Origin of the sequence: Spirillospora sp. CA-108201 (genome assembly GCF_050936235.1) — a bacterium.
Taxonomy (GTDB): domain Bacteria; phylum Actinomycetota; class Actinomycetes; order Streptosporangiales; family Streptosporangiaceae; genus Spirillospora.
This window is the reverse complement of the sequence record NZ_JBNJNE010000001.1, coordinates 2313682-2333927: the sequence shown is the minus strand read 5'-3', so window position 1 is coordinate 2333927 and position 20246 is coordinate 2313682. Positions and strand designations below refer to the sequence as shown.

The following is a 20246-nucleotide window of genomic DNA, read 5'->3' as shown; positions in this document are numbered from 1 at the left end:
GTTTATCCCCGCCCCGCCCCGCCCCGGTCGCGGGCCCGTTGGGGGTGCGGGTCGCGGGCGGCGGCGCGGCGGGCCTCGGCGGCGGCCCCGCGGGCCTCCCGCACGGCCGCCTCCGCGCGGGCGCGGTTCTGCTCGGCGCGGTCGGCCCTTCTGGACGCGGCGTCCCGTTCGGCGATCGCCCGTTCCAGATCGTGCCGGATACGCCCCACCTCGGCGGACGCCTCCTCCATCTCGCGCCGGGCCGCGTCGGCCCGCTCCTCGCGTTCGGCCAGCTTGTCCTCGGCCTGCTCGGCGCGCTTGCGCAGCGTCTCCGCCCGCTTGGCGCGGGCGGCGCTCGTGCGCGTGACGTTCGACTTCGCCGGCTCCGCCTTCCTCCCAGGCGGTCGCTTCCGCTCGGCGCCCTCCTCCTCAGAGGGTTTCGGCGCGGCGCGCTTCTCCTCGGGCTCCGGTTCCGCGCGTTCTTCTCCATCCGGCGGCGCCATGGGGAACCCGGCGGGAACGAAGCCGGAATGGCTGCGGGGCTGCGACAGCCGTCCCTCGCGGACCTCCTCGGCGACGCCCGCGTCCACCGTGGCGGCCTGGAGGGTGTCCTCCACCTCGCGGGCGGCCTGCTCGCGCAGCGCGCCGCCCGCGTCCGCGGCGAGTTCGCCGGCGGTCCGCACGAGCAACCCGACCAGCCCGGCGCGGCGCTGCTCCAGGTCGCCGAGGCGGCGTCCCGAGCCCCAGGCCGCCCGCATCTCCTCGCCGACGTCCAGCAGGCCGGCGAGCTCGTCCGCGGCCGAACGCGCCAGGAGGTTCACCGCCCACGCCGAGAGCGCGGGGCGCCGCAGCGCCCCGATCCGCTTCGCGAGCGCGGCGTCGCCCGCCGCCTTCGCCTCCCGGGCCAGGCGGTTCCGGGTCTCCACGAAGTCGGCGGGCAGGACGCCGTACAGGTCGTCGGCCGCGCTGGAGAAGTCCACGTCCGATCTCTACCCGCGCCTGAGGCGCGGGCATCGGGGTGGACGAAGGCGGCCGCGGCTGTGATACTCGTCCACGAATACTCGTTCGCGAGGAGGCGGGGATGGCCAAGCGGCGCAAGGTGGGCAACCTGCTGGGGCTCGCCGTGCTGTCGACCGTCACCGCCAGGCCGATGCACCCGTACGAGATGGCGTCGCTGATCCGCGCCCGCGGCAAGGACCGCGACATGGACATCAAGTGGGGCTCGCTCTACACCGTGGTCCGCAACCTGGAGAAGCACGGGTTCCTGGCCGTCGAGGGGAGCGCCCGGGAAGGGGCGCGGCCCGAGCGCACCGTGTACGGCATCACCGACGCGGGGCGGGACGAGTTGGCCGACTGGGTCCGGGAGCTGATCGGGGTGCCCGAGCGCGAGCGGCCCCGGTTCGAGGCGGGGCTCTCGGTCCTCGGCGCGCTCGGCCCCGACGAGGCGGCGGCGCTGCTGCGCGGCCGCCTCGACGCGATGGAGCGGGAGATCGCCGCCGACCGGACCGCGCTGGAGGGCGAGCCGGAGGTGCCGCGCCTCTTCCTGCTGGAGGCCGAGTACGACCTCGCGATGCGGCGCGCCGAGGCCGCGTGGGTGCGCGGCCTCCTCGCCGAGATCGAGGACGGCACGCTGCCGCACCTCGACCTGTGGCGCTCCTTCCACGCGACCGGCGAGATGCCGCCCGAGATCGCCGAGCTGGCGGAGAGGGGAGCCCCGGAGGACTAGCGAGCGAAAGGCCCGGCGGCGGTGCTGCAACACCGCCGCCGGGCCGGACCCACCACCGAGAACCCGCGCGAGGCGGGCCCTGGCGGCGTGACGCGACACCAGCCTATCCGGGGCCCTTCGTGCGGCACGTTTCCTGGCACGGAGGAGAACATGGCGCATGCCGTCGAGGCCGAGGGCCTCGTGAAGAACTACCCCGGCGACGTCCGGGCGCTGGACGGCCTGTCGGTCACGGTCGGACAGGGCGAGATCCTCGGCCTGCTCGGCCCCAACGGGGCGGGCAAGTCCACCACCGTCAAGATCCTCACCACGCTGGTCCGGCCGGACGCGGGCGCCGCGGCCGTGGCCGGGCACGACGTGCTGCGCAGGCCCGACCGGGTCCGCCGCCTCATCGGCGTGGTGTCGCAGCGGTCCGGCGCCGACCCCGAGGCGAGCGGCCGCGACAACCTCGTCCTGCAGGGCCGCCTCCACGGGATGGGCGGGGCGCGGGTGCGGAGCCGCGCGGCCGAGCTGCTCGCCCGGTTCGGGCTGGAGGACGCGGCGGGCAGGCCGGTGAAGACCTACTCCGGCGGCATGCGGCGCCGGCTCGACGTCGCGCTCGGCCTCGTCCACCGGCCGCGGGTGCTGTTCCTGGACGAGCCCACCTCCGGTCTCGACCCGGAGGCCCGCGCGTCGATGTGGGCCGAGATCGCGCGACTGGCGGGCGACGACGAGCTCGCGATCCTGCTGACCACCCACTACCTGGAGGAGGCCGACCGGCTCGCGCGGCGGCTGGCGATCGTCGACCGGGGCCGCGTCGTGGTGGAGGGCACCCCCGACTCCCTCAAGGGCGAGCTGCGCGGCGACGCCGTCCACGTGGAATGGCGGGAGGCGCCGCCCGGGCCGCCGGTGCGGGAGGCGCTCGGCCGCCTTTCCGGCGTCCGCGACGTCGTCCTGGACGGGCCGCGCCTGAGCGCCCGCGCCGACGACGGCGCGTCGGCCGTGCCCGCCGTCCTCGCCGCCCTCGACCAGGCGGGCGTCCCCGCCGCGGCGGCGACCGTCGCGCGGCCGTCCCTGGACGACGTGTACCTGCGCTACGCCGGGCGCCGGTTCGCGCGCGCCGACGCCCCCGGCCACGCCGAGACCGCCGCCGCAGGAGGTGCCCGATGACCGCGCTCGCGACCGGGACCTGGTGGATGACGCACCGGCGGCTGTCAGCGCTGGCGCGCAACCCCGCCGTCGTCGTCATGACGCTGGCGCAGCCCATGATCTGGCTGTTCCTGTTCGGCGGGCTGTTCCGGAAGGTGGCCGAGCTGCCCGGGTTCGGCGCGCAGTCCTACCTGGACTACATCGTGCCCGGCGTGGTGGTCATGAACGCGGTGTCGCTGAACTCCTTCGCCGGGATGGCGACCATGGACGAGATCGAGCGCGGCACCCTGGACCGGTTCCTCGTCACGCCGGTGCGGCGCGGCGCGATCGCGAACGCCGGCGTCGTCGAGCAGGCCCTCAGCACGGCGTTCCAGTCGGTCGTGATCATCGCCCTGGGCCGGGCGGCGGGCGCGCGCTACCCGGGCGGCCCCGCCGGCCTGGCGGTGCTCGTCGCCGCGTCGGTGCTGATCGGCGTCGTCCTCGCGGCGCTGTCCAACACGCTCGCGCTGCTCGTGCGCGACCGCAACACGATCATCGGCCTGAACGTGATGCTGCTGCTGCCGCTGACGTTCCTGTCGTCGGCGTTCATGGCCAAGGGCCTGATGCCGCCGTGGATGCGGCACGTGGCGGAGGGCAACCCGGTGAGCTGGGCTCTGGACGCGTCGCGCGGGGCGCTCGCGGCCGAGCCCGACCGGGGGGCCGTCGTGACGCACGGCGGATGGCTGCTCGTGCTGACCGCCGCCGCCGTGGGGCTCGCGGTCCACTCGCTCCGGAGCTACCAGAAGTCGCAGTGACGGGGGAGAGGCCCGAGGGGGTTCCGGTGGCCGCCGGCACCGGAACCCCCTGCCGGGCTAACGGGTGCCGAGGAAGCGGTCCAGCACGCGCGTCCCGAAGGCGAGGCCGTCCAGCGGGACCCGCTCGTCCACGCCGTGGAACATCCCGAAGTAGTCGAGCTCGGGGCCGAGCAGCAGCGGCGCGAAACCGAAGCTCGTGATGCCGATGCGGTGGAACGACTTCGCGTCGGTCCCCCCCGCCATCACGTACGGGACGGGGCGCGCGAGCGGGTCCTCGGCGCGGAGCGCGCCGGCGAGCGCGGCGAACGTCGGGCCCGCGGGGTCGGCCGCGGGAGCCTCCTCGTAGTTGATGAACTCGCGGGTCACCTTCGGGCCGAGCAGCCGGTCGATCGTGGCGAGGAACTCCTCGCCCGTGCCGGGCAGGTAGCGGCCGTCGACCTGCGCGGACGCCGTGCCCGGCACGACGTTGACCTTGTAGCCGGCGTCGAGCCGGGTCGGGTTCGCCGAGTTGCGGATCGTCCCCGCGAACAGGTGCCCGGCGCGTCCCAGCCGGGCCGCCTCCGCGTCGAGGCGGTCGTGGTCGATGGACGTGCCGAGGGCGTCCGCGAGCCCGTCCAGCAGGGCCCGCACCCCCGGCGTCAGCCGGACCGGCCACTCATGGGAGGCGAGCCGGGAGACCGCGTGCGCGATCTCGGCGACCGCGTTGTCGGGCGCCGGCTTGGACCCGTGCCCGGCGGTCCCGCGCGCCGCCAGCCGCATCCAGGTCGTGCCGCGCTCGCCGGTCGCGATCGGGTAGATCCGCGTTCCGCCGGCGTCGACGCTGAACCCGCCGGACTCGCTGATCGCCTCCGTGCAGCCCTCGAAGAACGCGCGGTGCTCGCGCGCCACGTACCGGGAGCCGTAGTCGCCGGTGCACTCCTCGTCGGCCAGGAACGCCAGCACCAGGTCGCCGCGGGTGCGCCGCCCCTCGCGCAGCCGCGCCCGCACGGTCGCGAGCGTCATCGCGAGGCTGCCCTTCATGTCGACGGCGCCGCGTCCCCACACGCACCCGTCCCGCACCTCGCCGGCGAACGGCGGGACCGTCCAGTCCGCCGGGTCCGCGGGCACCACGTCCAGGTGCCCGTGGACCAGGAACGCCGGATGGGACGGGTCCGTGCCGGGGACGCGGGCGAGCACGCTCGCGCGGCCCGGCGCCGACTCCACGACCGTCGCCCGGACGCCGGCCTCGTCCAGCAGGCCGGCGACGTACTCGGCGGCCGGGCGCTCCGGCTCGGCCACCCCCTCGCCCCGGTTCACGGTGGCGAACCTGATCAGGTCGGCGCAGATCGCCGCCGCCTCGGCGCCGGCCCGGTCACCTCCGGTGCCGTCCGCCGCGCCACCCGCCCTGCCGTCCGCCTTGCCGTCCACCTTGTCTTCCACCGTGCCGCCGGCCGTCCCGCCCGCCTGATCGAACCGCACCACTGCCCCCTCGCTCCCCTTCCGCAACGAGGCTTCATTTTGCTCCCTCGCTGACCAGTGTCAACGAATGATCAAGTTCGTCTCGATCCGGTTGCGACTCCGTCAGCGCCGTACCCAAACTGCCACGCTGAGTACGACGCTGCGAGCGTTCCAGGGACGGCGGGCGGTCAAGAGCCCGTGCGCCGAACGACAGGCCGAGGAGGAGCATGACCAGCCTGAGGGGTGCCGGAAGGGGTCTCCGGTCGAACGTCGCGGGTCTCGCGGCGGTGGCGCTGGCCGCGTCGCTCGGCCTTTCGGCGTGCGGCGGGGACGACGCCAAGGCGAGCGACGGCACGTTCACCGTGGGCCACTCCGAGCCCGACCACCTGATGCCCGCCAACACGACCGGCAGCTACGCCTTCGACGTGATCACCGAGCTGTTCGACAACCTGATGGACCTGACCAAGGACGGCAAGGCCGTCCCGCTGGCGGCCGAGTCGGTCACCTCCGACGACCAGAAGGTCTGGACGATCAAGGTCAGGGCCGGCCAGAAGTTCCACAACGGGGAGCCGGTGACGGCGCAGAGCTTCGCCGACGCGTGGAACAACGCCGCCTACGGGCCGAACGCGATGGGCGCCAACGACTACTTCTCGTACATCAAGGGGTACGAGGACATGAACCCCGAGGACGAGAAGGCCGAGCCGAAGGCCGACAAGCTCTCCGGGATCGAGGTCGTCGACCAGAGCACGCTCAAGGTCACGCTCAACGACCCGTTCAGCCAGTTCCCGCTGCTGCTGACCTACCCGGCGTACGCGCCGATGCCGAAGGCCGGGCTCAAGGACCCCAAGGCGTTCGACGACCACCCGATCGGCAACGGCCCGTACAAGATGGACGGGAACTGGGAGCGCAACAAGCAGGTCAAGCTCGTCGCGTTCCCCGGCTACGCGGGGACGCGCAAGGCGAAGAACAAGGGCGTGACCTGGAAGAGCTACTCCAGCGCCGACACCGCCTACACCGACCTGCGGGCGGGCCGCATCGACGTGCTCCAGACCATCCCGTCCGCCAAGGTCCCCGAGGCCAAGCGGCTCCTCGGCGACCGGTTCCTCGCCCGCAAGATGAGCACGACCGACTACCTCGGCCTCCCGGTGTTCGACAAGCGGTTCGCCAACCCCGACCTCCGCAAGGCCATCTCGATGGCCATCGACCGCCAGGGCATCAACAAGGCGGTCTTCAACGGCTCCTACTTCCCCGCCGACTCGCTGATCCCGTCGATCATCCCGGGCCACCGCGCCAACGCCTGCGGCGAGCTGTGCACCTACGACCCCGCCAAGGCCAGGCAGCTGTTCGACAAGGCCGGCGGGTTCTCCGGGACGCTGGAGCTGTACTTCTCCAACGCGCAGCCGACCTACGCGCAGTGGATGCGGATCGTCGCCAACTCCCTGCGCGACAACCTCGGCATCAAGGACATCCAGTTCCGGCAGGTGCCCGCGTCCGACTACTTCTCCCTGCTGAGCGACCGCAAGGAGAAGGGCCCCTACCGGCAGAACTGGGAGGCCGACTACCCGAGCCCGCAGAACTACCTGGAGAACATGTGGGGCTCGGCGGGCAACCGCATGGGCTGGAAGAGCACGGAGTTCGACGACCTCATCGCCAAGGCGAACAAGGCGTCGGACCAGCAGCAGGCCAACGCGCTCTACAACCAGGCCGAGGACGTCGCCGTCCGCGAGATGCCGATGATCCCGCTGTGGACGTGGGCGGGCGAGGGCGGCCGCTCGAAGCGGGTGGACGACGTCACGATCACCCCGTTCTCGACGGGGCTGATCGCCACCGAAGTGACGGTGAAGTAGCCGGCGATGTGGCGCTACGTCCTCCGGCGGCTCCTGCAGGCGATCCCCGTCTTCATCGGCACCACGCTGCTCATCTACGCGATGGTGTTCGCGCTGCCGGGCGATCCGATCCAGGCGCTCGCCGGGGACAAGCCGGTCCCGGACAACGTCCTGGAGACGCTCCGGGACCGCTACAACCTGAACGACCCGCTGCTGGTGCAGTACGCGAAGTACATGTGGGGCCTCCTCCAGGGCGACCTCGGCGAGAACTACACCGGCCAGAGCGTGTCGGAGATGCTCAGCGGGCGCTGGGCGGTGACGGTGCAGCTCGCCGTCACCGCCTGGGTCTTCGAGCTGGTCGTCGGGATCCTGCTCGGCGTCTGGGCGGGGCTGCGCCGTGGGAAGTTCGCCGACAGCCTCGTCCTCAGCGGGACCACGCTGGTGATCGCGGTGCCGGTGTTCGTGCTCGGCTACACCGCGCAGCTCCTGTTCGGGCTGCACTGGCAGGTCTTCCCCACGGCCGGGACGGACGACGGCTGGCCGATGTCCTACCTGCTGCCCGGGATGGTGCTCGGCTCCCTCGGCCTGTCGTACGTGGCGCGGCTGACCCGGACGAGCCTGTCGGAGAACCTGCGGGCCGACTACGTGCGGACGGCGAACGCCAAGGGCCTGTCGCGGGCGCGGGTGGTCGGCCGGCACGCCCTGCGCAACTCGCTGATCCCGGTGGTGACCTACCTCGGCGTCGACTTCGGGAACATGATGGCCGGCGCGATCGTGACGGAGGGCATCTTCAACCTGCCGGGCATCGGGGAGCAGGTGTTCCAGTCGATCCAGCTGAAGGAGGGGCCGGTCGTGGTCGGCGCGGTCACCCTGCTGGTGCTGATCTTCCTGCTGGTCAACCTGGTCGTGGACCTGCTGTACGGGGTGCTCGACCCGCGGATCAGGTACGAGTGAGGAGCGCATGACCATCAAGCAGCCGGACGCGGGGCCGCCGGGCGCGGAGCCGGAGCCGGCGCCCGGCGGCGGGGCCCCGGGGACGAGCGCGGCCGCGGTCGCCGCCGCCGGCGGGGCGATCGGCCGGGCCTCGCTGTGGGACGACGCGTGGCACGAGCTGCGGCGCCGCTGGGTCTTCTGGGGCTCGGTGGCGGTCCTCGCGCTCGTGACGGTCATGGCCGTGGTCCCGCGGCTGTTCACCGCCACGGCCGTCAACGAGGGCTGCGACCCCAACGACGCCAAGCTCGGGCCGTCCGGCGACCACTGGTTCGGCACCGACCTCGCGGGCTGCGACTACTACGCGCACGTCGTGCACGGCGCCCGCCCGACCCTGCTGATCGGCGTCGCCGTCACCGTGTTCGCGCTGCTGATCGCGCTGCTGTTCGGGCTGCTCGCCGGATACTACGGCGGGCTCGTCGACGCGCTGATCGCCCGGTTGACCGACGTCTTCTTCGGGCTGCCGTTCGTGCTCGGCGCCACCGTGATCCTGGTCGCGTTCCCCTCGCACGGCGTGGGGGCGATGACGCTGGTGCTGGTCCTGCTCGGCTGGACGACGATGATCCGCATCATGCGGGGGCAGGTCATCTCCGTCCGGGACGCCGACTACGTGCAGGCGGCGCGGCTGCTCGGCGCGTCAGACCGGCGGATCATGCTCCGGCACATCCTGCCGAACGCGATCGCCCCGGTGATCGTGGTGGCCACCCTCAACGTGGGCCACGTGATCGTGGGCGAGGCGACGCTGGACTTCCTCGGCGTCGGCCTGCAGTACCCGGAGGTCTCCTGGGGGCTCCAGCTCAACCAGGCGAAGGACTCCTTCGTCGACCACCCGCACCTGCTGATCTTCCCCGCGCTGTTCCTGTCGGCGACGGTGCTGAGCTTCCTGATGCTCGGCGACGCCGTCCGCGACGCCCTCGACCCCAAACTGCGGTGAGCCGAGACATGACCACGGACCTGAAGGACGAACCGGTTCCGGCCCCGGAGCCGCCGGCGCCGCTCCTGAGCGTCGAGGACCTGCACGTCCGGTTCCGCGTACGGGACCAGGACGTGCACGCGGTGAACGGGCTGTCGTACACGCTCGGCGAGGGGGAGACGCTCGCGATCCTCGGCGAGTCGGGATCGGGCAAGAGCGTCGCGGCGCAGGCCGTCATGGGCATCCTGGACGTCCCGCCCGCCCGCGTCGAGCGCGGCTCGGTCAGGCTGCGCGGCGAGGAGCTGCTCGGCCTGCCGGAGCGGCGGCGCCGCGCCTACCGCGGCGACCGCATCTCGATGATCTTCCAGGATGCGCTGACCGCGCTCAACCCGGTCTTCACGGTCGGCGACCAGCTCCGCGAGATGTTCCGGGTGCACCGGGGGCTCGGCCGCCGCGACGCCACGGCGAAGGCCGTCGAGCTGATGGAGCGGGTGCGGATCCCGTCCGCCGCCAAGCGGCTCGGCGACTACCCGCACCAGTTCTCCGGCGGCATGCGGCAGCGCATCATGATCGCGATGGCGCTGGCGCTGGAGCCGGACGTGCTGATCGCCGACGAGCCGACCACCGCGCTCGACGTGACCGTGCAGGCGCAGATCATGCGGCTGCTGGCCGGGCTCCAGGACGAGCTGCGCATGGGCATGGTGCTGATCACCCACGACCTCGGCGTCGTCGCGGGCGTCGCCGACCGGATCGTCGTCATGTACGCGGGGTCGGTCGCCGAGCAGGCGCCCGCCCGGGAGCTGTACGCGCGGCCCGCCCATCCCTACACCAGGGGCCTGCTGGCCTCGGTGCCGCGCCTCGACCGGCGCGGCGGCCCGCTCGTCCCGATCAAGGGGGCGCCGCCGAACCCGGCCGCGCTCCCGCCGGGCTGCCCGTTCCAGCCGCGCTGCCCCCGCGCCGAGGCGCTCTGCGCGGCGGAGCGGCCGCCGCTCGTCACCGTCGCCCCCGGGCACGAGGCCGCCTGCCACTTCGCCGAGGAGGTGCACGGTGCCGGAGCCGAGTGAGGACCCGATCCTGCGGGTGGAGGGGCTCGTCAAGCACTACCCCGTGACCCGCGGCGTCGTCGTCAAGCGCGCGGTCGGCCAGATCAAGGCCGTGGACGGGGTGGACCTGGAGCTGCGGCGCGGAGAGACCCTCGGGATCGTCGGGGAGTCCGGGTGCGGGAAGTCGACCCTGGCCAAGCTGCTGCTCGCCGCCGAGCGCCCCACCGCGGGGACCGTCCGCTTCGACGGCCGCGACATCTTCGCGCTGCCGAAGCCGGAGCTGCGGGCGCTGCGCCGCCGCGTGCAGATGGTGATGCAGGACCCCTACTCCTCGCTCAACCCGCGGATGACGGTCGGCGACATCGTGGGGGAGCCGTTCGCCGTCCATCCCGAGGTCGCGCCGAAGGGCGAGCGGCGCGGGCGCGTGCGGGAACTGCTGGAGCTCGTCGGCCTCGACCCCGGGCACGTCAACCGCTACCCGCACCAGTTCTCCGGCGGGCAGCGCCAGCGCGTCGGCATCGCCCGCGCCCTGGCGCTGCGGCCCGACGTCATCGTGTGCGACGAGCCGGTGTCGGCGCTGGACGTCTCCGTCCAGGCGCAGGTGATGAACCTGCTCGCCGAGCTGCAGCGCGAACTCGGCCTGGCGTACGTGTTCATCGCACACGACCTGGCCGCCGTCCGCCACATCTCCGACCGGATCGCGGTGATGTACCTGGGCAAGGTCGTCGAGACCGGCGACGAGGCCCAGATCTACGAGCACCCCACGCACCCGTACACGCAGGCGCTGCTGTCGGCCGTCCCGGTGCCCGACCCGGACGCGCCGGGCTGGGCGGAGCAGATCCGGCTGGAGGGCGAGCCGCCGTCGCCGCTGGACCCGCCGTCCGGCTGCCGGTTCCGCACCCGCTGCTGGAAGGCGCGCGACGTCTGCGCGGAGCAGCCGCCCGCCCTGGAGGAGCGGGACGGCTCCGCCCACCCCAGCGCCTGCCATTTCGCGGCGGAGGCCGCCCTGACGGACGTGACGGAGCAGACCTGAGGTGTCGCGGGCTCCGGGGCCCGCTGTCCGTAGGGTGGGGGCCATGGCACGCAAGGGCAGGCACGCCCCCCGTCCGCGAACCTACGAGATCGCCGGCGGGGAGGCCGAGCTGCTGCGCGACGCCGACCGCGACGGCGGCTGGATGCTGCTGGTCGACGGCGTCCCCCAGTCGTACGTGGACCTGTCCGACCCCACCTACCTCGACTTCGAGTACATGCGGCTGATGGGCGACGTCGTCGACTCGCTCGGACTGGCAGGGGAGGCGTTCGACGCGGTCCACGTCGGCGGCGCCGGGTGCACCCTGCCCCGCTACATCGCCGCGACCCGGCCCGGCTCGCGGCAGGTGGTGCTGGAGCCGGACGCGGCGCTGGTGCAGGTCGTCCGGGAGCAGCTGCCGGTCAAGGGCGTCGCCGGCCTGCGGATCCGTGTCACCGACGGGCGCTCGGGGATCGCGGCGCTGGCGGACGAGGCCGACGACCTGGTCGTGATGGACGCCTTCGCCGGGGCGTCGATGCCGCCGGAGCTCGCGACCCGCGAGTTCGTCCTGGACGCCGCGCGGGTGCTGCGGCCCGGGGGCGTCTACCTGGCCAACGTCGCCGACGGCTTCCGGCTGCCGTTCGCCCGGCGGGTGACCTCGACGATCCGGTCGGTGTTCCGGCACGCGCTGCTGATGGGCGACCCGGGCGTGCTGCGGGGCCGCCGCTTCGGGAACCTGATCGTGGCCGCGTCCCGGGAGCCGCTCCCCGCGGCGGAGCTGACGCGCCGCGCCGCGGGCGGCGCCGCCCGCGCCCGCCTGCTGGAGGACGGCGACCTCGCGGCGTTCTGCGCCGGCGCCGCCCCGCTGCGCGACGGCGAGGAGATCGTCGCGCCCGTCCCGCCGCCGCAGGTCTTCGGCAGGTCCTGACCGATGGCGAGCGGCCTTCCCCGTCCGGCGACCGACCAGGAGACACCCATGATCCTCGTGACCGGGGCGAGCGGCACGCTCGGCCGGCCCGTCACCCGCCTGCTGGCCGAGGCCGGAGCGGACGTGCGCGCGCTCAGCCGCCGCGCCAGGGAACCGGAGGCCGGGGTGACCTGGTGCAGGGGCGACCTGGTGAGCGGCGAGGGCGTCGAGGACGCGCTCGCCGGCGTCGAGACGATCGTGCACTGCGCCAGCGACCCGCTCCACGCCAAGCGGGACCTGCCCGCCGCGCGGACCCTGGTCGAGGCCGCGCGCCGGCAGGGCGCGCCGCACCTGGTCTATATCTCGATCGTCGGCGTCGACACGATCCCTTACAGGTATTACAAGATCAAGTACGCGGTGGAGCGGGCGATCGAGGAATCGGGCCTGCCCTACACGATCTTGCGGGCCACCCAGTTCCACACGCTGCCGGACGCGGTCTTCAAGGCGCTCACCAAAGTCCCGGGCGTGGTGCTGCTGCCGAGAGGGCTGCGCGACCAGCCCGTCGACGTCGGCGAGGTGGCCGGGCGGCTGGCCGAGTTGGCCCTGGCCGCCGGGCCCGCGCGGCGGGTCGAGGACATGGGCGGCCCGGAGGTGCTCACGGTCGAGGAGATGATGCGGGACTACCTGGAGGCGCGGGGGCTGCGGCGCCCCGTCCGGGTGCCGGTGCCGCTTCCCGGACGCGCCGCGCGGGCTTTCCGGGAAGGGCGTCATCTCGCGCCGGACCGCGCCGTGGGGAAGCGGACCTGGGGTCAGTTCCTGGCCGAGACCCATACGCATCGGTAAGGGACGGATTCCCCGCGCGTATCGCTCTCATCGGGCTCCGCCATGTCCCATAATCGAGCGATGGAGTCGTCCACCCGAATTCTCATTCTCGGCATGGATTCGTCGGGGAGAATTCTCCAGTTCGACCGCAACGCCGCTGCGGTTCTGTGCCCGAATGGGGACGGCCTGTTGGGCGCCCGGCTGGACGAGGTGATCCCCGGCGCGCACCGGCCGCTGCTGGAGGCGCTGAGGGCCGGGCGGGAGCGCACCGCCATGCTCGCCGTGGAGACCCCGGTCGGCGGCATGCTCGACGCTGTCGTGACCGTCCACCCGATGAGCGGCGGCGCGCCCGAGGTCACGGCGCTGGCCGTGGTGAAGGTGCCGGTGCCGCTCGCGGACCGGTTCGTCGACCCGGCCGTCATCCGCCGCGCTCTGCTGGACGACGCCCTCCCGCGGATCGGCTCCACGCTCGACCTGGAATTGCTGGCGCGCGGACTGATGGACGTGCTCGTCCCGCACTTCTGCAATTCCGGCGCGCTGATGCTGCTGGAGAGCCACATCGACGCCGACGAGGGGCCGCAGGGCCCCGACGGCCCGCAGCTGCGCCGGATGGCGATCGGGTTCGACGACCAGGACCCGGCCTGGGACGCGACGTTCCCGACCGGGGAGTCCCTCGTCTACCCGGAGGAGACCCCGTACGCGCTGTGCCTGGAGTCCGGCGAGCCGGTGCTGCGCGCCCTCGGCGGGGAGGGCGCGTCGAGGCTCGCCTCGTCGTGGCGCCGCCCGCCGGTCGCCGAGCTGCTCAAGGGCGCCTCGATGCTGCTGCTGCCGATCACCTCGGCGGTGGGCGTCCTCGGCTTCTTCGTCTGCACCCGCAACGTCGCGCACCGCCCCTTCGACGCCTACGACGTCGAGATCGGGATGGAGTTCGCCAGCCGGGCGGCCATCTTCGTCGAGAGCGCCCGGCAGTACTCGCGGGAGCGGGCCACCGCGCTGACGCTCCAGCGCAGCCTCCTGCCGACCGGGCTGTCGGCGCCGTCGCCGGTGGAGGTGCACCACCGGTACCTGCCGGGCAGCCGGCTCATCGAGGTCGGCGGCGACTGGTACGAGTCGATCGCGCTGCCGGGCGCGCGGGTCGCGCTGGTGGTCGGGGACGTGGCCGGGCACGGCGTGAAGGCCGCCGTCACCATGGGACGGCTCCGCACCGCCATCCACACCCTCGCCGGGCTGGAGCTGCCGCCCGCCGAGGCGCTGGAGCGGCTGGACTCCCTGATGCGGACGCTCGGCGAGCGCGAACCCCACTTCGCCACCTGCGCGTACGTCGTCTACGACGCGGTCAGCGGCCGGTGCGAGGTGGCCAGCGCCGGGCACCTGCCGCCGCTGCTGGTCCCGCCCGGCGCGGCCTCGGAGTACCTGCCGGTGCCGCCCGCGCCGCCGCTCGGCGTCGGCGGCCAGGGCCCCATCGTCAGCCGCGAGTTCACCGTCGAGGACGGGACGCTGCTGTTCCTGTACACCGACGGCCTGGTGGAGAACCGGGCCCGCGACATCGACGACGGCCTGGCCCGGCTCCAGACCACCTTCGGGCCCGGCGCCGCCGCCCGCCCCCTGGAGGACCTGTGCCAGGCGGCGCTCGACGGCGTCTACGACGACCAGCACCGCGACGACATCGCCATGCTCGTGGCGCGGCTGGCGCGGATCCCGGCCGACCGGCACGCCTCCTGGGAGCTTCCCGCCGAGCCCGCCGCCGTGCGCCGGGCGCGCGGGCTCATCCGCGACCGGCTCGCCCGCTGGGGCCTGGAGGACATGGCCTACACCACCACCCTGCTGGCCTCCGAGCTCGTCACCAACGCCATCCGGCACGCGGGCGGCCGCATCGGGCTGAGGCTGGTGCGGGAGGGCGGGCTGGTGTGCGAGGTGTTCGACTCCTCCGACGGGCGCCCCCGCATCCGCCACCACGACGAGGACGACGAGGCGAGCGAGTCGGGCCGGGGCCTGCACGTGGTGGGGCGGCTGGCGCAGCGCTGGGGCGTGCGCCGCACCAAGGGCGGCAAGGTGGTGTGGTGCGAGCTGCCGCTCCCGTGAGGGGCGGCTAGCGCAGCACCGAGATGTGGACGTGGTCGTAGTGGTTCTGGGTGATGCTTCCCCGGTCCTCCATCGGCCGCCATCCGCCGCCGCGCACGTTCCAGATGTGCTGCCTCCAGATGACGTAGGAGATCCCGAGCCGCCGCGCGTTCGCGACGGCGTACGCGGCGACCTGGTCGCCGTGCCGCCGGGCGCCGGCGCTCGGCGCCCGGCCGCCGGTGCTCTCCATGAAGTCGCAGGCGCGGCCGTCGCCGTGGTCCTGCGGGTCGCCGGTGGAGCGGTGGCAGCCGATCACGGGGAAGGGGCCGAACATCCCGGCGACCTCCAGCAGGACGGTCCGCATCGTGGGCGTCATGGCGTTGCCGGTGATGGGCGTGCGGTCGCCGGAAGCCCCGTCCGGCCGCCCGGTCACCCGCGGGGGGCTCTTGCGCCGCGCACCGCCGCCGTTCTTCGCCGCCGCCAGCGTCGCCACCTTCGTGCCGCGCGGGAGGATCTTCTTCAGGCGTTTCACCAGCGTCGCGGTGTCGGCCTTCGGGGCGCTGATGACGAGGCCGTTCCCGTCGGGCAGGCCCATCGCGCGGGCCTGCCCGCGCGACACGACGGCGTCGACGTCGCCGATGCCCATCGAGGCGTAGGCCCCGACGCGGATCTGCGCCGGGTTCGCGGTGCGGCCCGCCGGGACCACGGATCCGAGCGGCAGCGCCCCGTCGCGGCCCCGCTCGAACGACACCGCCAGGCCGCCGGACGCCACGGTCTGCCACAGCTGGTCGGAACCGGCCGTGGGCTCGGGCGCGAACGCGCGGAACCCCGACGGGTCGACGCCGAGCAGCCCCATGCGGCGCCCGCCGACCCTGGCCCGCGCGGCGTCCACGACCGTGACCCCGGCGACGCCCTTGAGCCGCCTGGTCCGCTCGACGGCCCAGGGCGGCAGCGAGGACGTCCCGGCGACCAGCAGGTGCGGGGTGTAGCGGCGGGTCAGCGGCGCGACGGCCGGCGCCCGCGGCTCGTCCGCGACCGACACGAGGTCGTTCGTCGTCCCGCGCGAGGGCCCGCCGGGCCCGCCGGGCCCGCCGCCCGTCCGGGCGCGCGCGAGCACGGTGACGTCGGCCGCGAGGGTGAGGACGATCCCGGCCGCGATGACCGCGGAAAGCGCCCTGCCGCTGCGTCGCATCGGTGCCCGCCCCCGTCTCCGTCGCCGGTCAGTCCCACCAGAACGACCAGTTGGTCTTGCCGCGGATCTCCTCGGCGTACCCGGCGAGGGTGCCGGGCCCCTGGAACAGGATGTCGGGGCAGAACGCCCAGTGCTCGGCCGCGACGTGCACGGCGTGCCGGGTGGTCACGGGCGGCGCCGCGACGCTGAGTTCCAGGGTGTTGAAGCCGAGCGCGACGACGCGGGCGCCGAAGCGGTCCTCCCAGCTGCGCAGGACGGCCGCGAGCGGCGCCGTCCACTCGTTGTGGTTCAGCGCGCCCTGCCAGCCGACGGCGGCGACCGCGTCGGCGCCGCGGTCCACCGCGACCAGGCCGAGCGACAGGCCGCGGGAGGCCAGGGCGCGGGCGTGCCGGTCGGCCATGGCGCCGGGGTCGTCGACGGGGACGCCCGCGGGCGCGGGGCCGGGGCAGTGCCGCCCGTAGGGGGCGAGGTCGTCGTGGTCCTCGTCGGCCGCCTGCTCGGCCCAGTCCGCCCACACCTCGTACATGAACGCGTGGGGGTGGTAGTTGCCGACCTCGGCGACCGGCTCGGGCGCGATCTGGCCGGCGGCCCACGGCTGGTCGGACTCGTCCATGAGCAGCGGCCACAGGCCCGACCGGGCGTGCTCGGCGCGGAACCGGGCCCACAGCCCGCCGCCGGTGGGCTCGTCGCTCAGCCAGAACGCGGGCCGCAGGAGGGACTGCCGCTGCGGGTACCCGGGGTCGGGCCAGACCAGATCACCGTCGGGCAGCGGAACCGACAGCGTCCGTCCGGCCGCGCCGTCCCCGGCGCCGCCGTCGAACAGCTGCGGCAGGTCGCCCGGCAGGTGCCGGACCTCCACATCATCCATTTCACGCCGTTCCGGTACAGAGCATGCCAGTGGCGATCGTAACGGCGGTGGGGGCCGACCGGGAGACGAGCCGTGCGGTTCACTCGTCCGGGCGGTCGGCCCCGCCGGGATCAGGGCTCGCGGCGGCCGCGGAGCAGCAGGTCGATCAGTACGGCGGCCGCGGCGAGGCCGGTGACGGCGCTGACGGCGATCTGGACCCAGCCGTCGCCGAGGACCGCGTTCGACAGGACGTTCACGCCGATGAGGACGCAGATCAGCGTCCAGCGGGTGGAGTTGCTCATGGAAGCGCCTTTCAGGAGAGGGAGGGAGGGGTGCGCCGGCGCAGCACGGCGCGCGCCGGGAGGAGGATCGCGGCGGCGCCGGAACCGGCCACGCCGAGGAGGATCGCCGCGCAGGGCAGGGGCGGGACGGAGGGCAGGGGGAGGCCCGTCACGCGGGCCGCGAACGCCGTCAGGGTCACCGCCGCGATGAGGGCGCCGACCGCGATGCCGGTGCCGAGCACGATCGCGGCCTCGAGGCGCAGCATCCGCAGGACCTGGCGGCGGGTGGCGCCGACCAGCCGCAGCAGCGCGAACTCGCGGCGGCGCGCCGCCGTCGCCAGCGCCAGCGTCGTGACGAGGCCGATGAGGATGAACCCCGTGATCGCGGCGACCACCAGCCGGCTGACGAACCCCTGGAGCTCGATCTCCCGCGAGAGGCCCTCGTGGAACGCGTCCGGGGAGACGACCCGGGCCCCGGCGTAGGCGGCGGTGACCGCGCCCAGGTCGGCGCGTCCGCGGACGAGGACGCGGTCGTCGAGCGGCGAGGCGGAGTGCGCGGCCACGACGCCGTGGGGGAGCAGCACGTCGCCGAAGCCGAGGCCGCGGTCGTAGACGGCCACGACGCGCGCCCGGATCGGCGTCCCGTCGCCGAGCCACAGCGGAGCCGTCGAGCCGACGCGCAGGCCGCCGGCGACGTCCCGGCTGAGCGCGACGGCGTCGCCGCGCAGGTCGCCGAGCCGCCCGGACGACACCCCCGGATCCAGCGTCGCGGCGGCGTCCGCGCCCACGCCGCTGCCGTTCAGCGAGCGCAGGTTCTTCTCGCCCAGTTCTTTGACCGCCATGACGACGGTGGTGCGCCTGACCGGCGTCGCGGCCGTGACGCCGGGGACGTGTCGCACCGATTCGGCGACGCCCCGCGGAAGCCCGGGGCCGGCCGCCACGATGACCCGGTCGGCGCGGTTCCCGTCCTCGGCCTGCGTCCGCGCGGCGTGGGCGACGGTGGACTGCGCGAAGAGCTGGACGCCCGCGAACGCGACGGCCAGGGCGACCGGCGTGATCAGCGACCCGGCGCGCAGGGCGGCGGCGCCGGCGGCGTGCTGGGCCATCCGGCCGGCCACCGGGGCGGCGGTCCTGGCGGCGCGGCCCAGCACCCGGTTCCCGGCCCGCGCCACCAGCGGCCCGAGGAAGGCCGTGGCGACGATCAGCGAGATGACCAGGCCGCCGATCGAGGCGCTCGCGGCGGCGCCGGTGGCGCCCGCCGAGAATCCGAGGGCGTTCAGGCCGACGAGGAGGAAGGCGGCGCCGGTGACGGCGCGCCAGCGGGGCAGGCGCGGGTTCTCGGCGGCGGCCTCGCCGAGCGCCTCCACGGGCCGGATCCGCGACAGGCGCAGGGAGGCGAGGAACGCGGTCGCGGCCGCGGCGATCAGTGTGACCGCGACCGCCGCGAGGACGGGGAGCGGACCGAGCGCCAGCCCGAAGCCGTCCGGCAGGACGCCTTCGCGGACCATCGCGGCGTGCAGCGCGGCGCCCGCCCCGAGGGACAGCGCGCCCCCGGTCAGCGCGGCCGGCGCCCCGACCCGCAGCGTCTCGCGCAGGAGGCGGCCCCGCACCTGCCCCGGGGTCGCGCCGACCGCCCGCAGCAGCGCGAACTCGCGTGCCCGCTCCCGCACCGACAGCACGATCAGCCCGCCGACGACCACGAGCGCGGTCATCACGGCGACGCCGCCGAGCGAGGCGGACAGCTCCACGATGTCGGGACGCGCGGAGGCGACGGCCGGGTCCGCGGCGTCGCCGCGCGCCGCGCCGAAGGAGACGGCGAGGCCGGGAGCGGCCTTGCGGAGCGCGTCCTCGTCGGGGTCGCCGAGGACCGCGAGGGCGCCGGCGAAGCCCGGGTGCCCGCCGAGGGCGGCGGCGGTCGCCGCGGTGAAGAACGCCGCGGCGGGACCCTCGGCGACGACCCCGGACACCCGGTAGGGACGGGGCGGACCGTCGACCTGGATGCGGACCACCGCCCCGGGCGCCACGCCCGACGACCGGCTCAGCACGACCTCGTCCGGCGCCCGCGGCGCGCGGCCCGCGCCCAGCCGGTAGGGCCGGAGCGCCGCGGACTCCCAGCCGTGGCCCGTCACCGTCCGCCCGGAGGAGAGCAGGGCGGGGAAGGACACGTCCGCGACCACGTCCCGCACGCCCGGAACGGCCCGCAGCCCCGCCGCGGCGGCGACCGGGACGCGGGCGGGCTCGGCCAGCGGCCGACTCTGCTCCTCCGGCTCGTCCGCGAACCTCTTCATCCGGTCGGTGACCTCGCGCGGCCCGGTCACGACCGCGGCGGCGGCGCCGAACCGCCCGGCCGGCGCGTGCGCCCGCAGCGCCGACTCCAGCAGGACCCCGCAGGCGCCCACGAGCGTCGCCGCGAACGCCAGCGCGACGAAGATCCCGGCGAACGCCCCTCTGCCCTGCCCGGTCCCGCCCTTCACAGCGCCTCCCAGCGGGACGCGACGGCGGACGCGGTCGGGGCGGCCAGCTCGTCGACGATGCGGCCGCGGTTGAGGAACAGCACCGAGTCGGCCCACGCGGCGGCCGCCGGGTCGTGGGTGACCAGGACGACGGTCTGGCCGGTCCCGTCGACCGCCTCGCGCAGCATCCGCAGGACGTCGCGGGCCGTGCGCGGGTCGAGGGCGCCGGTCGGCTCGTCGGCGAAGACGACCTCGGGACGGGTGATCAGGGCGCGGGCGAGCGCGGCGCGCTGCTGCTGGCCGCCCGACAGCTCGGACGGGCGGTGCCGCAGCCGGTCCGCGAGGCCCACCCGCCGGACGATCTCCTCCAGCCGGGCCGGGTCGGGCTCGGCGCCGCCGAGGCGCAGCGGGAGCGTGATGTTCTGCTCGACGTCCATGGAGGGGACCAGGTTGAACGCCTGGAACACGAACCCGATCCGCTCGCGGCGCAGCCGGGTCCGCTTCGCCTCGCCGAGCCCGCCGATGTCCACGCCGCCGATCCGGACCGTGCCCCCGCTCGGGCGGTCGAGCCCGGACGCGCAGTGCAGGAACGTGCTCTTGCCCGACCCGGACGGCCCCATCACCGCGGTGAACCCGCCGCGGCGGAACGTCCAGGTGACGCCGTCCAGGGCCCGCACGGCCCCGTAGGTCTTGGTGACCGCGTCCAGGCCCACCGCCTCCGCGGTCGCCTCGGCCGTCATCGTGGTCATGGTCCCCCTCCGTCGGATGCCGCCTCTCACCTGGACGAACCTAGGTTCCGCGGGGGGTCGGGCACATGGGCGCGCGCTCCCGAAACGGTGGT

Annotated in this window: 18 protein-coding genes; 11 read left to right on the top strand and 7 right to left on the bottom strand. The window is 74.6% G+C overall.

The genetic code is table 11. From position 1 onward, the window contains the following. Positions 1-2: 2 nt before the first annotated feature. Positions 3-959 (bottom strand): hypothetical protein, encoded by a 957-nt coding sequence (locus ACQEU6_RS11425; RefSeq protein WP_499331318.1) that lies wholly within the window; start codon positions 957-959, stop codon positions 3-5. Between the two features lie 101 nt (positions 960-1060). Between ACQEU6_RS11425 and ACQEU6_RS11420 the strand changes: the two genes are divergently transcribed. The 3 genes from ACQEU6_RS11420 (at position 1061) to ACQEU6_RS11410 (ending at position 3624) form a co-directional block, all read left to right on the top strand. Further along, the gene (locus ACQEU6_RS11420; protein ID WP_499331316.1) at positions 1061-1705 is read left to right on the top strand and encodes a PadR family transcriptional regulator; all 645 of its coding nucleotides are present in this window, start codon (positions 1061-1063) and stop codon (positions 1703-1705) included. Between the two features lie 150 nt (positions 1706-1855). Then, a complete protein-coding gene (locus ACQEU6_RS11415; protein WP_499331313.1) occupies positions 1856-2851 on the top strand; it encodes an ATP-binding cassette domain-containing protein in 996 nt (331 codons plus the stop codon). Further along, positions 2848-3624, top strand: coding sequence for an ABC transporter permease (locus ACQEU6_RS11410; RefSeq protein ID WP_499331311.1), 777 nt, complete (start codon positions 2848-2850; stop codon positions 3622-3624). The genes ACQEU6_RS11415 and ACQEU6_RS11410 overlap by 4 nt, the downstream gene beginning before the upstream one ends. Positions 3625-3681: 57 nt before the next feature. On the opposite strand, the gene ACQEU6_RS11405 is transcribed toward ACQEU6_RS11410, so the two are convergent. Further along, complete coding sequence (locus tag ACQEU6_RS11405; RefSeq protein WP_499331309.1) at positions 3682-5082, bottom strand: M20/M25/M40 family metallo-hydrolase; 1401 nt, start codon at positions 5080-5082, stop codon at positions 3682-3684. 206 nt (positions 5083-5288) lie between these two features. Here ACQEU6_RS11405 and ACQEU6_RS11400 point away from each other — a divergent pair, with 206 nt between their 5' ends. From ACQEU6_RS11400 to ACQEU6_RS11365, 8 genes are all read left to right on the top strand, one after another. Then, complete coding sequence (locus ACQEU6_RS11400) at positions 5289-6908, top strand: peptide ABC transporter substrate-binding protein (RefSeq protein WP_499331307.1); 1620 nt, start codon at positions 5289-5291, stop codon at positions 6906-6908. Positions 6909-6914: 6 nt separating this feature from the next. Further along, positions 6915-7841 carry an ABC transporter permease gene (locus ACQEU6_RS11395; protein ID WP_499331306.1) on the top strand — a complete coding sequence of 309 codons (927 nt, stop codon included), beginning with the start codon at positions 6915-6917 and terminating at the stop codon, positions 7839-7841. A gap of 7 nt (positions 7842-7848) precedes the next feature. After that, positions 7849-8811 (top strand): ABC transporter permease, encoded by a 963-nt coding sequence (locus ACQEU6_RS11390; protein ID WP_499331304.1) that lies wholly within the window; start codon positions 7849-7851, stop codon positions 8809-8811. An 8-nt stretch (positions 8812-8819) separates the two neighbouring features. Next, the gene (locus ACQEU6_RS11385; RefSeq protein WP_499331302.1) at positions 8820-9854 is read left to right on the top strand and encodes an ABC transporter ATP-binding protein; all 1035 of its coding nucleotides are present in this window, start codon (positions 8820-8822) and stop codon (positions 9852-9854) included. After that, the gene (locus tag ACQEU6_RS11380) at positions 9838-10866 is read left to right on the top strand and encodes an ABC transporter ATP-binding protein (RefSeq protein ID WP_499331300.1); all 1029 of its coding nucleotides are present in this window, start codon (positions 9838-9840) and stop codon (positions 10864-10866) included. The genes ACQEU6_RS11385 and ACQEU6_RS11380 overlap by 17 nt, the downstream gene beginning before the upstream one ends. Before the next feature lie 43 nt (positions 10867-10909). After that, positions 10910-11770 (top strand): spermidine synthase, encoded by an 861-nt coding sequence (locus ACQEU6_RS11375; protein WP_499331299.1) that lies wholly within the window; start codon positions 10910-10912, stop codon positions 11768-11770. A gap of 48 nt (positions 11771-11818) precedes the next feature. Next, complete coding sequence (locus ACQEU6_RS11370) at positions 11819-12592, top strand: SDR family oxidoreductase (protein WP_499331298.1); 774 nt, start codon at positions 11819-11821, stop codon at positions 12590-12592. A gap of 168 nt (positions 12593-12760) precedes the next feature. Next, positions 12761-14653: an ATP-binding SpoIIE family protein phosphatase gene (locus tag ACQEU6_RS11365; RefSeq protein ID WP_499331297.1), complete on the top strand. Its 1893-nt coding sequence runs from the start codon at positions 12761-12763 to the stop codon at positions 14651-14653. Between the two features lie 7 nt (positions 14654-14660). On the opposite strand, the gene ACQEU6_RS11360 is transcribed toward ACQEU6_RS11365, so the two are convergent. The 5 genes from ACQEU6_RS11360 to ACQEU6_RS11340 all read right to left on the bottom strand — a co-directional run bounded on the left by ACQEU6_RS11360 (position 14661) and on the right by ACQEU6_RS11340 (position 20154). Then, positions 14661-15824, bottom strand: coding sequence for a VldE C-terminal domain-containing protein (locus ACQEU6_RS11360; RefSeq protein ID WP_499331295.1), 1164 nt, complete (start codon positions 15822-15824; stop codon positions 14661-14663). 28 nt (positions 15825-15852) lie between these two features. After that, positions 15853-16692: a DUF4253 domain-containing protein gene (locus ACQEU6_RS11355; protein WP_499331293.1), complete on the bottom strand. Its 840-nt coding sequence runs from the start codon at positions 16690-16692 to the stop codon at positions 15853-15855. A gap of 110 nt (positions 16693-16802) precedes the next feature. Next, positions 16803-16973, bottom strand: a complete 171-nt coding sequence (locus tag ACQEU6_RS11350; protein WP_499331291.1) for a hypothetical protein — start codon at positions 16971-16973, stop codon at positions 16803-16805. Between the two features lie 11 nt (positions 16974-16984). Next, positions 16985-19426, bottom strand: coding sequence for an ABC transporter permease (locus ACQEU6_RS11345; protein WP_499331290.1), 2442 nt, complete (start codon positions 19424-19426; stop codon positions 16985-16987). Then, positions 19423-20154 (bottom strand): ABC transporter ATP-binding protein, encoded by a 732-nt coding sequence (locus ACQEU6_RS11340; RefSeq protein WP_499331288.1) that lies wholly within the window; start codon positions 20152-20154, stop codon positions 19423-19425. The genes ACQEU6_RS11345 and ACQEU6_RS11340 overlap by 4 nt, the downstream gene beginning before the upstream one ends. Positions 20155-20246: the final 92 nt, after the last annotated feature.

Coding starts and splice junctions, on each gene's coding strand:
- ACQEU6_RS11420 (WP_499331316.1), top strand. CDS start 1,061: ATGGCCAAGCGGCGCAAGGTGGGCAACCTGCTGGGGCTCGCCGTGCTG.
- ACQEU6_RS11415 (WP_499331313.1), top strand. CDS start 1,856: ATGGCGCATGCCGTCGAGGCCGAGGGCCTCGTGAAGAACTACCCCGGC.
- ACQEU6_RS11410 (WP_499331311.1), top strand. CDS start 2,848: ATGACCGCGCTCGCGACCGGGACCTGGTGGATGACGCACCGGCGGCTG.
- ACQEU6_RS11400 (WP_499331307.1), top strand. CDS start 5,289: ATGACCAGCCTGAGGGGTGCCGGAAGGGGTCTCCGGTCGAACGTCGCG.
- ACQEU6_RS11395 (WP_499331306.1), top strand. CDS start 6,915: ATGTGGCGCTACGTCCTCCGGCGGCTCCTGCAGGCGATCCCCGTCTTC.
- ACQEU6_RS11390 (WP_499331304.1), top strand. CDS start 7,849: ATGACCATCAAGCAGCCGGACGCGGGGCCGCCGGGCGCGGAGCCGGAG.
- ACQEU6_RS11385 (WP_499331302.1), top strand. CDS start 8,820: ATGACCACGGACCTGAAGGACGAACCGGTTCCGGCCCCGGAGCCGCCG.
- ACQEU6_RS11375 (WP_499331299.1), top strand. CDS start 10,910: ATGGCACGCAAGGGCAGGCACGCCCCCCGTCCGCGAACCTACGAGATC.
- ACQEU6_RS11370 (WP_499331298.1), top strand. CDS start 11,819: ATGATCCTCGTGACCGGGGCGAGCGGCACGCTCGGCCGGCCCGTCACC.
- ACQEU6_RS11360 (WP_499331295.1), bottom strand. CDS start 15,824: ATGCGACGCAGCGGCAGGGCGCTTTCCGCGGTCATCGCGGCCGGGATC.
- ACQEU6_RS11355 (WP_499331293.1), bottom strand. CDS start 16,692: ATGGATGATGTGGAGGTCCGGCACCTGCCGGGCGACCTGCCGCAGCTG.
- ACQEU6_RS11350 (WP_499331291.1), bottom strand. CDS start 16,973: ATGAGCAACTCCACCCGCTGGACGCTGATCTGCGTCCTCATCGGCGTG.
- ACQEU6_RS11340 (WP_499331288.1), bottom strand. CDS start 20,154: ATGACCACGATGACGGCCGAGGCGACCGCGGAGGCGGTGGGCCTGGAC.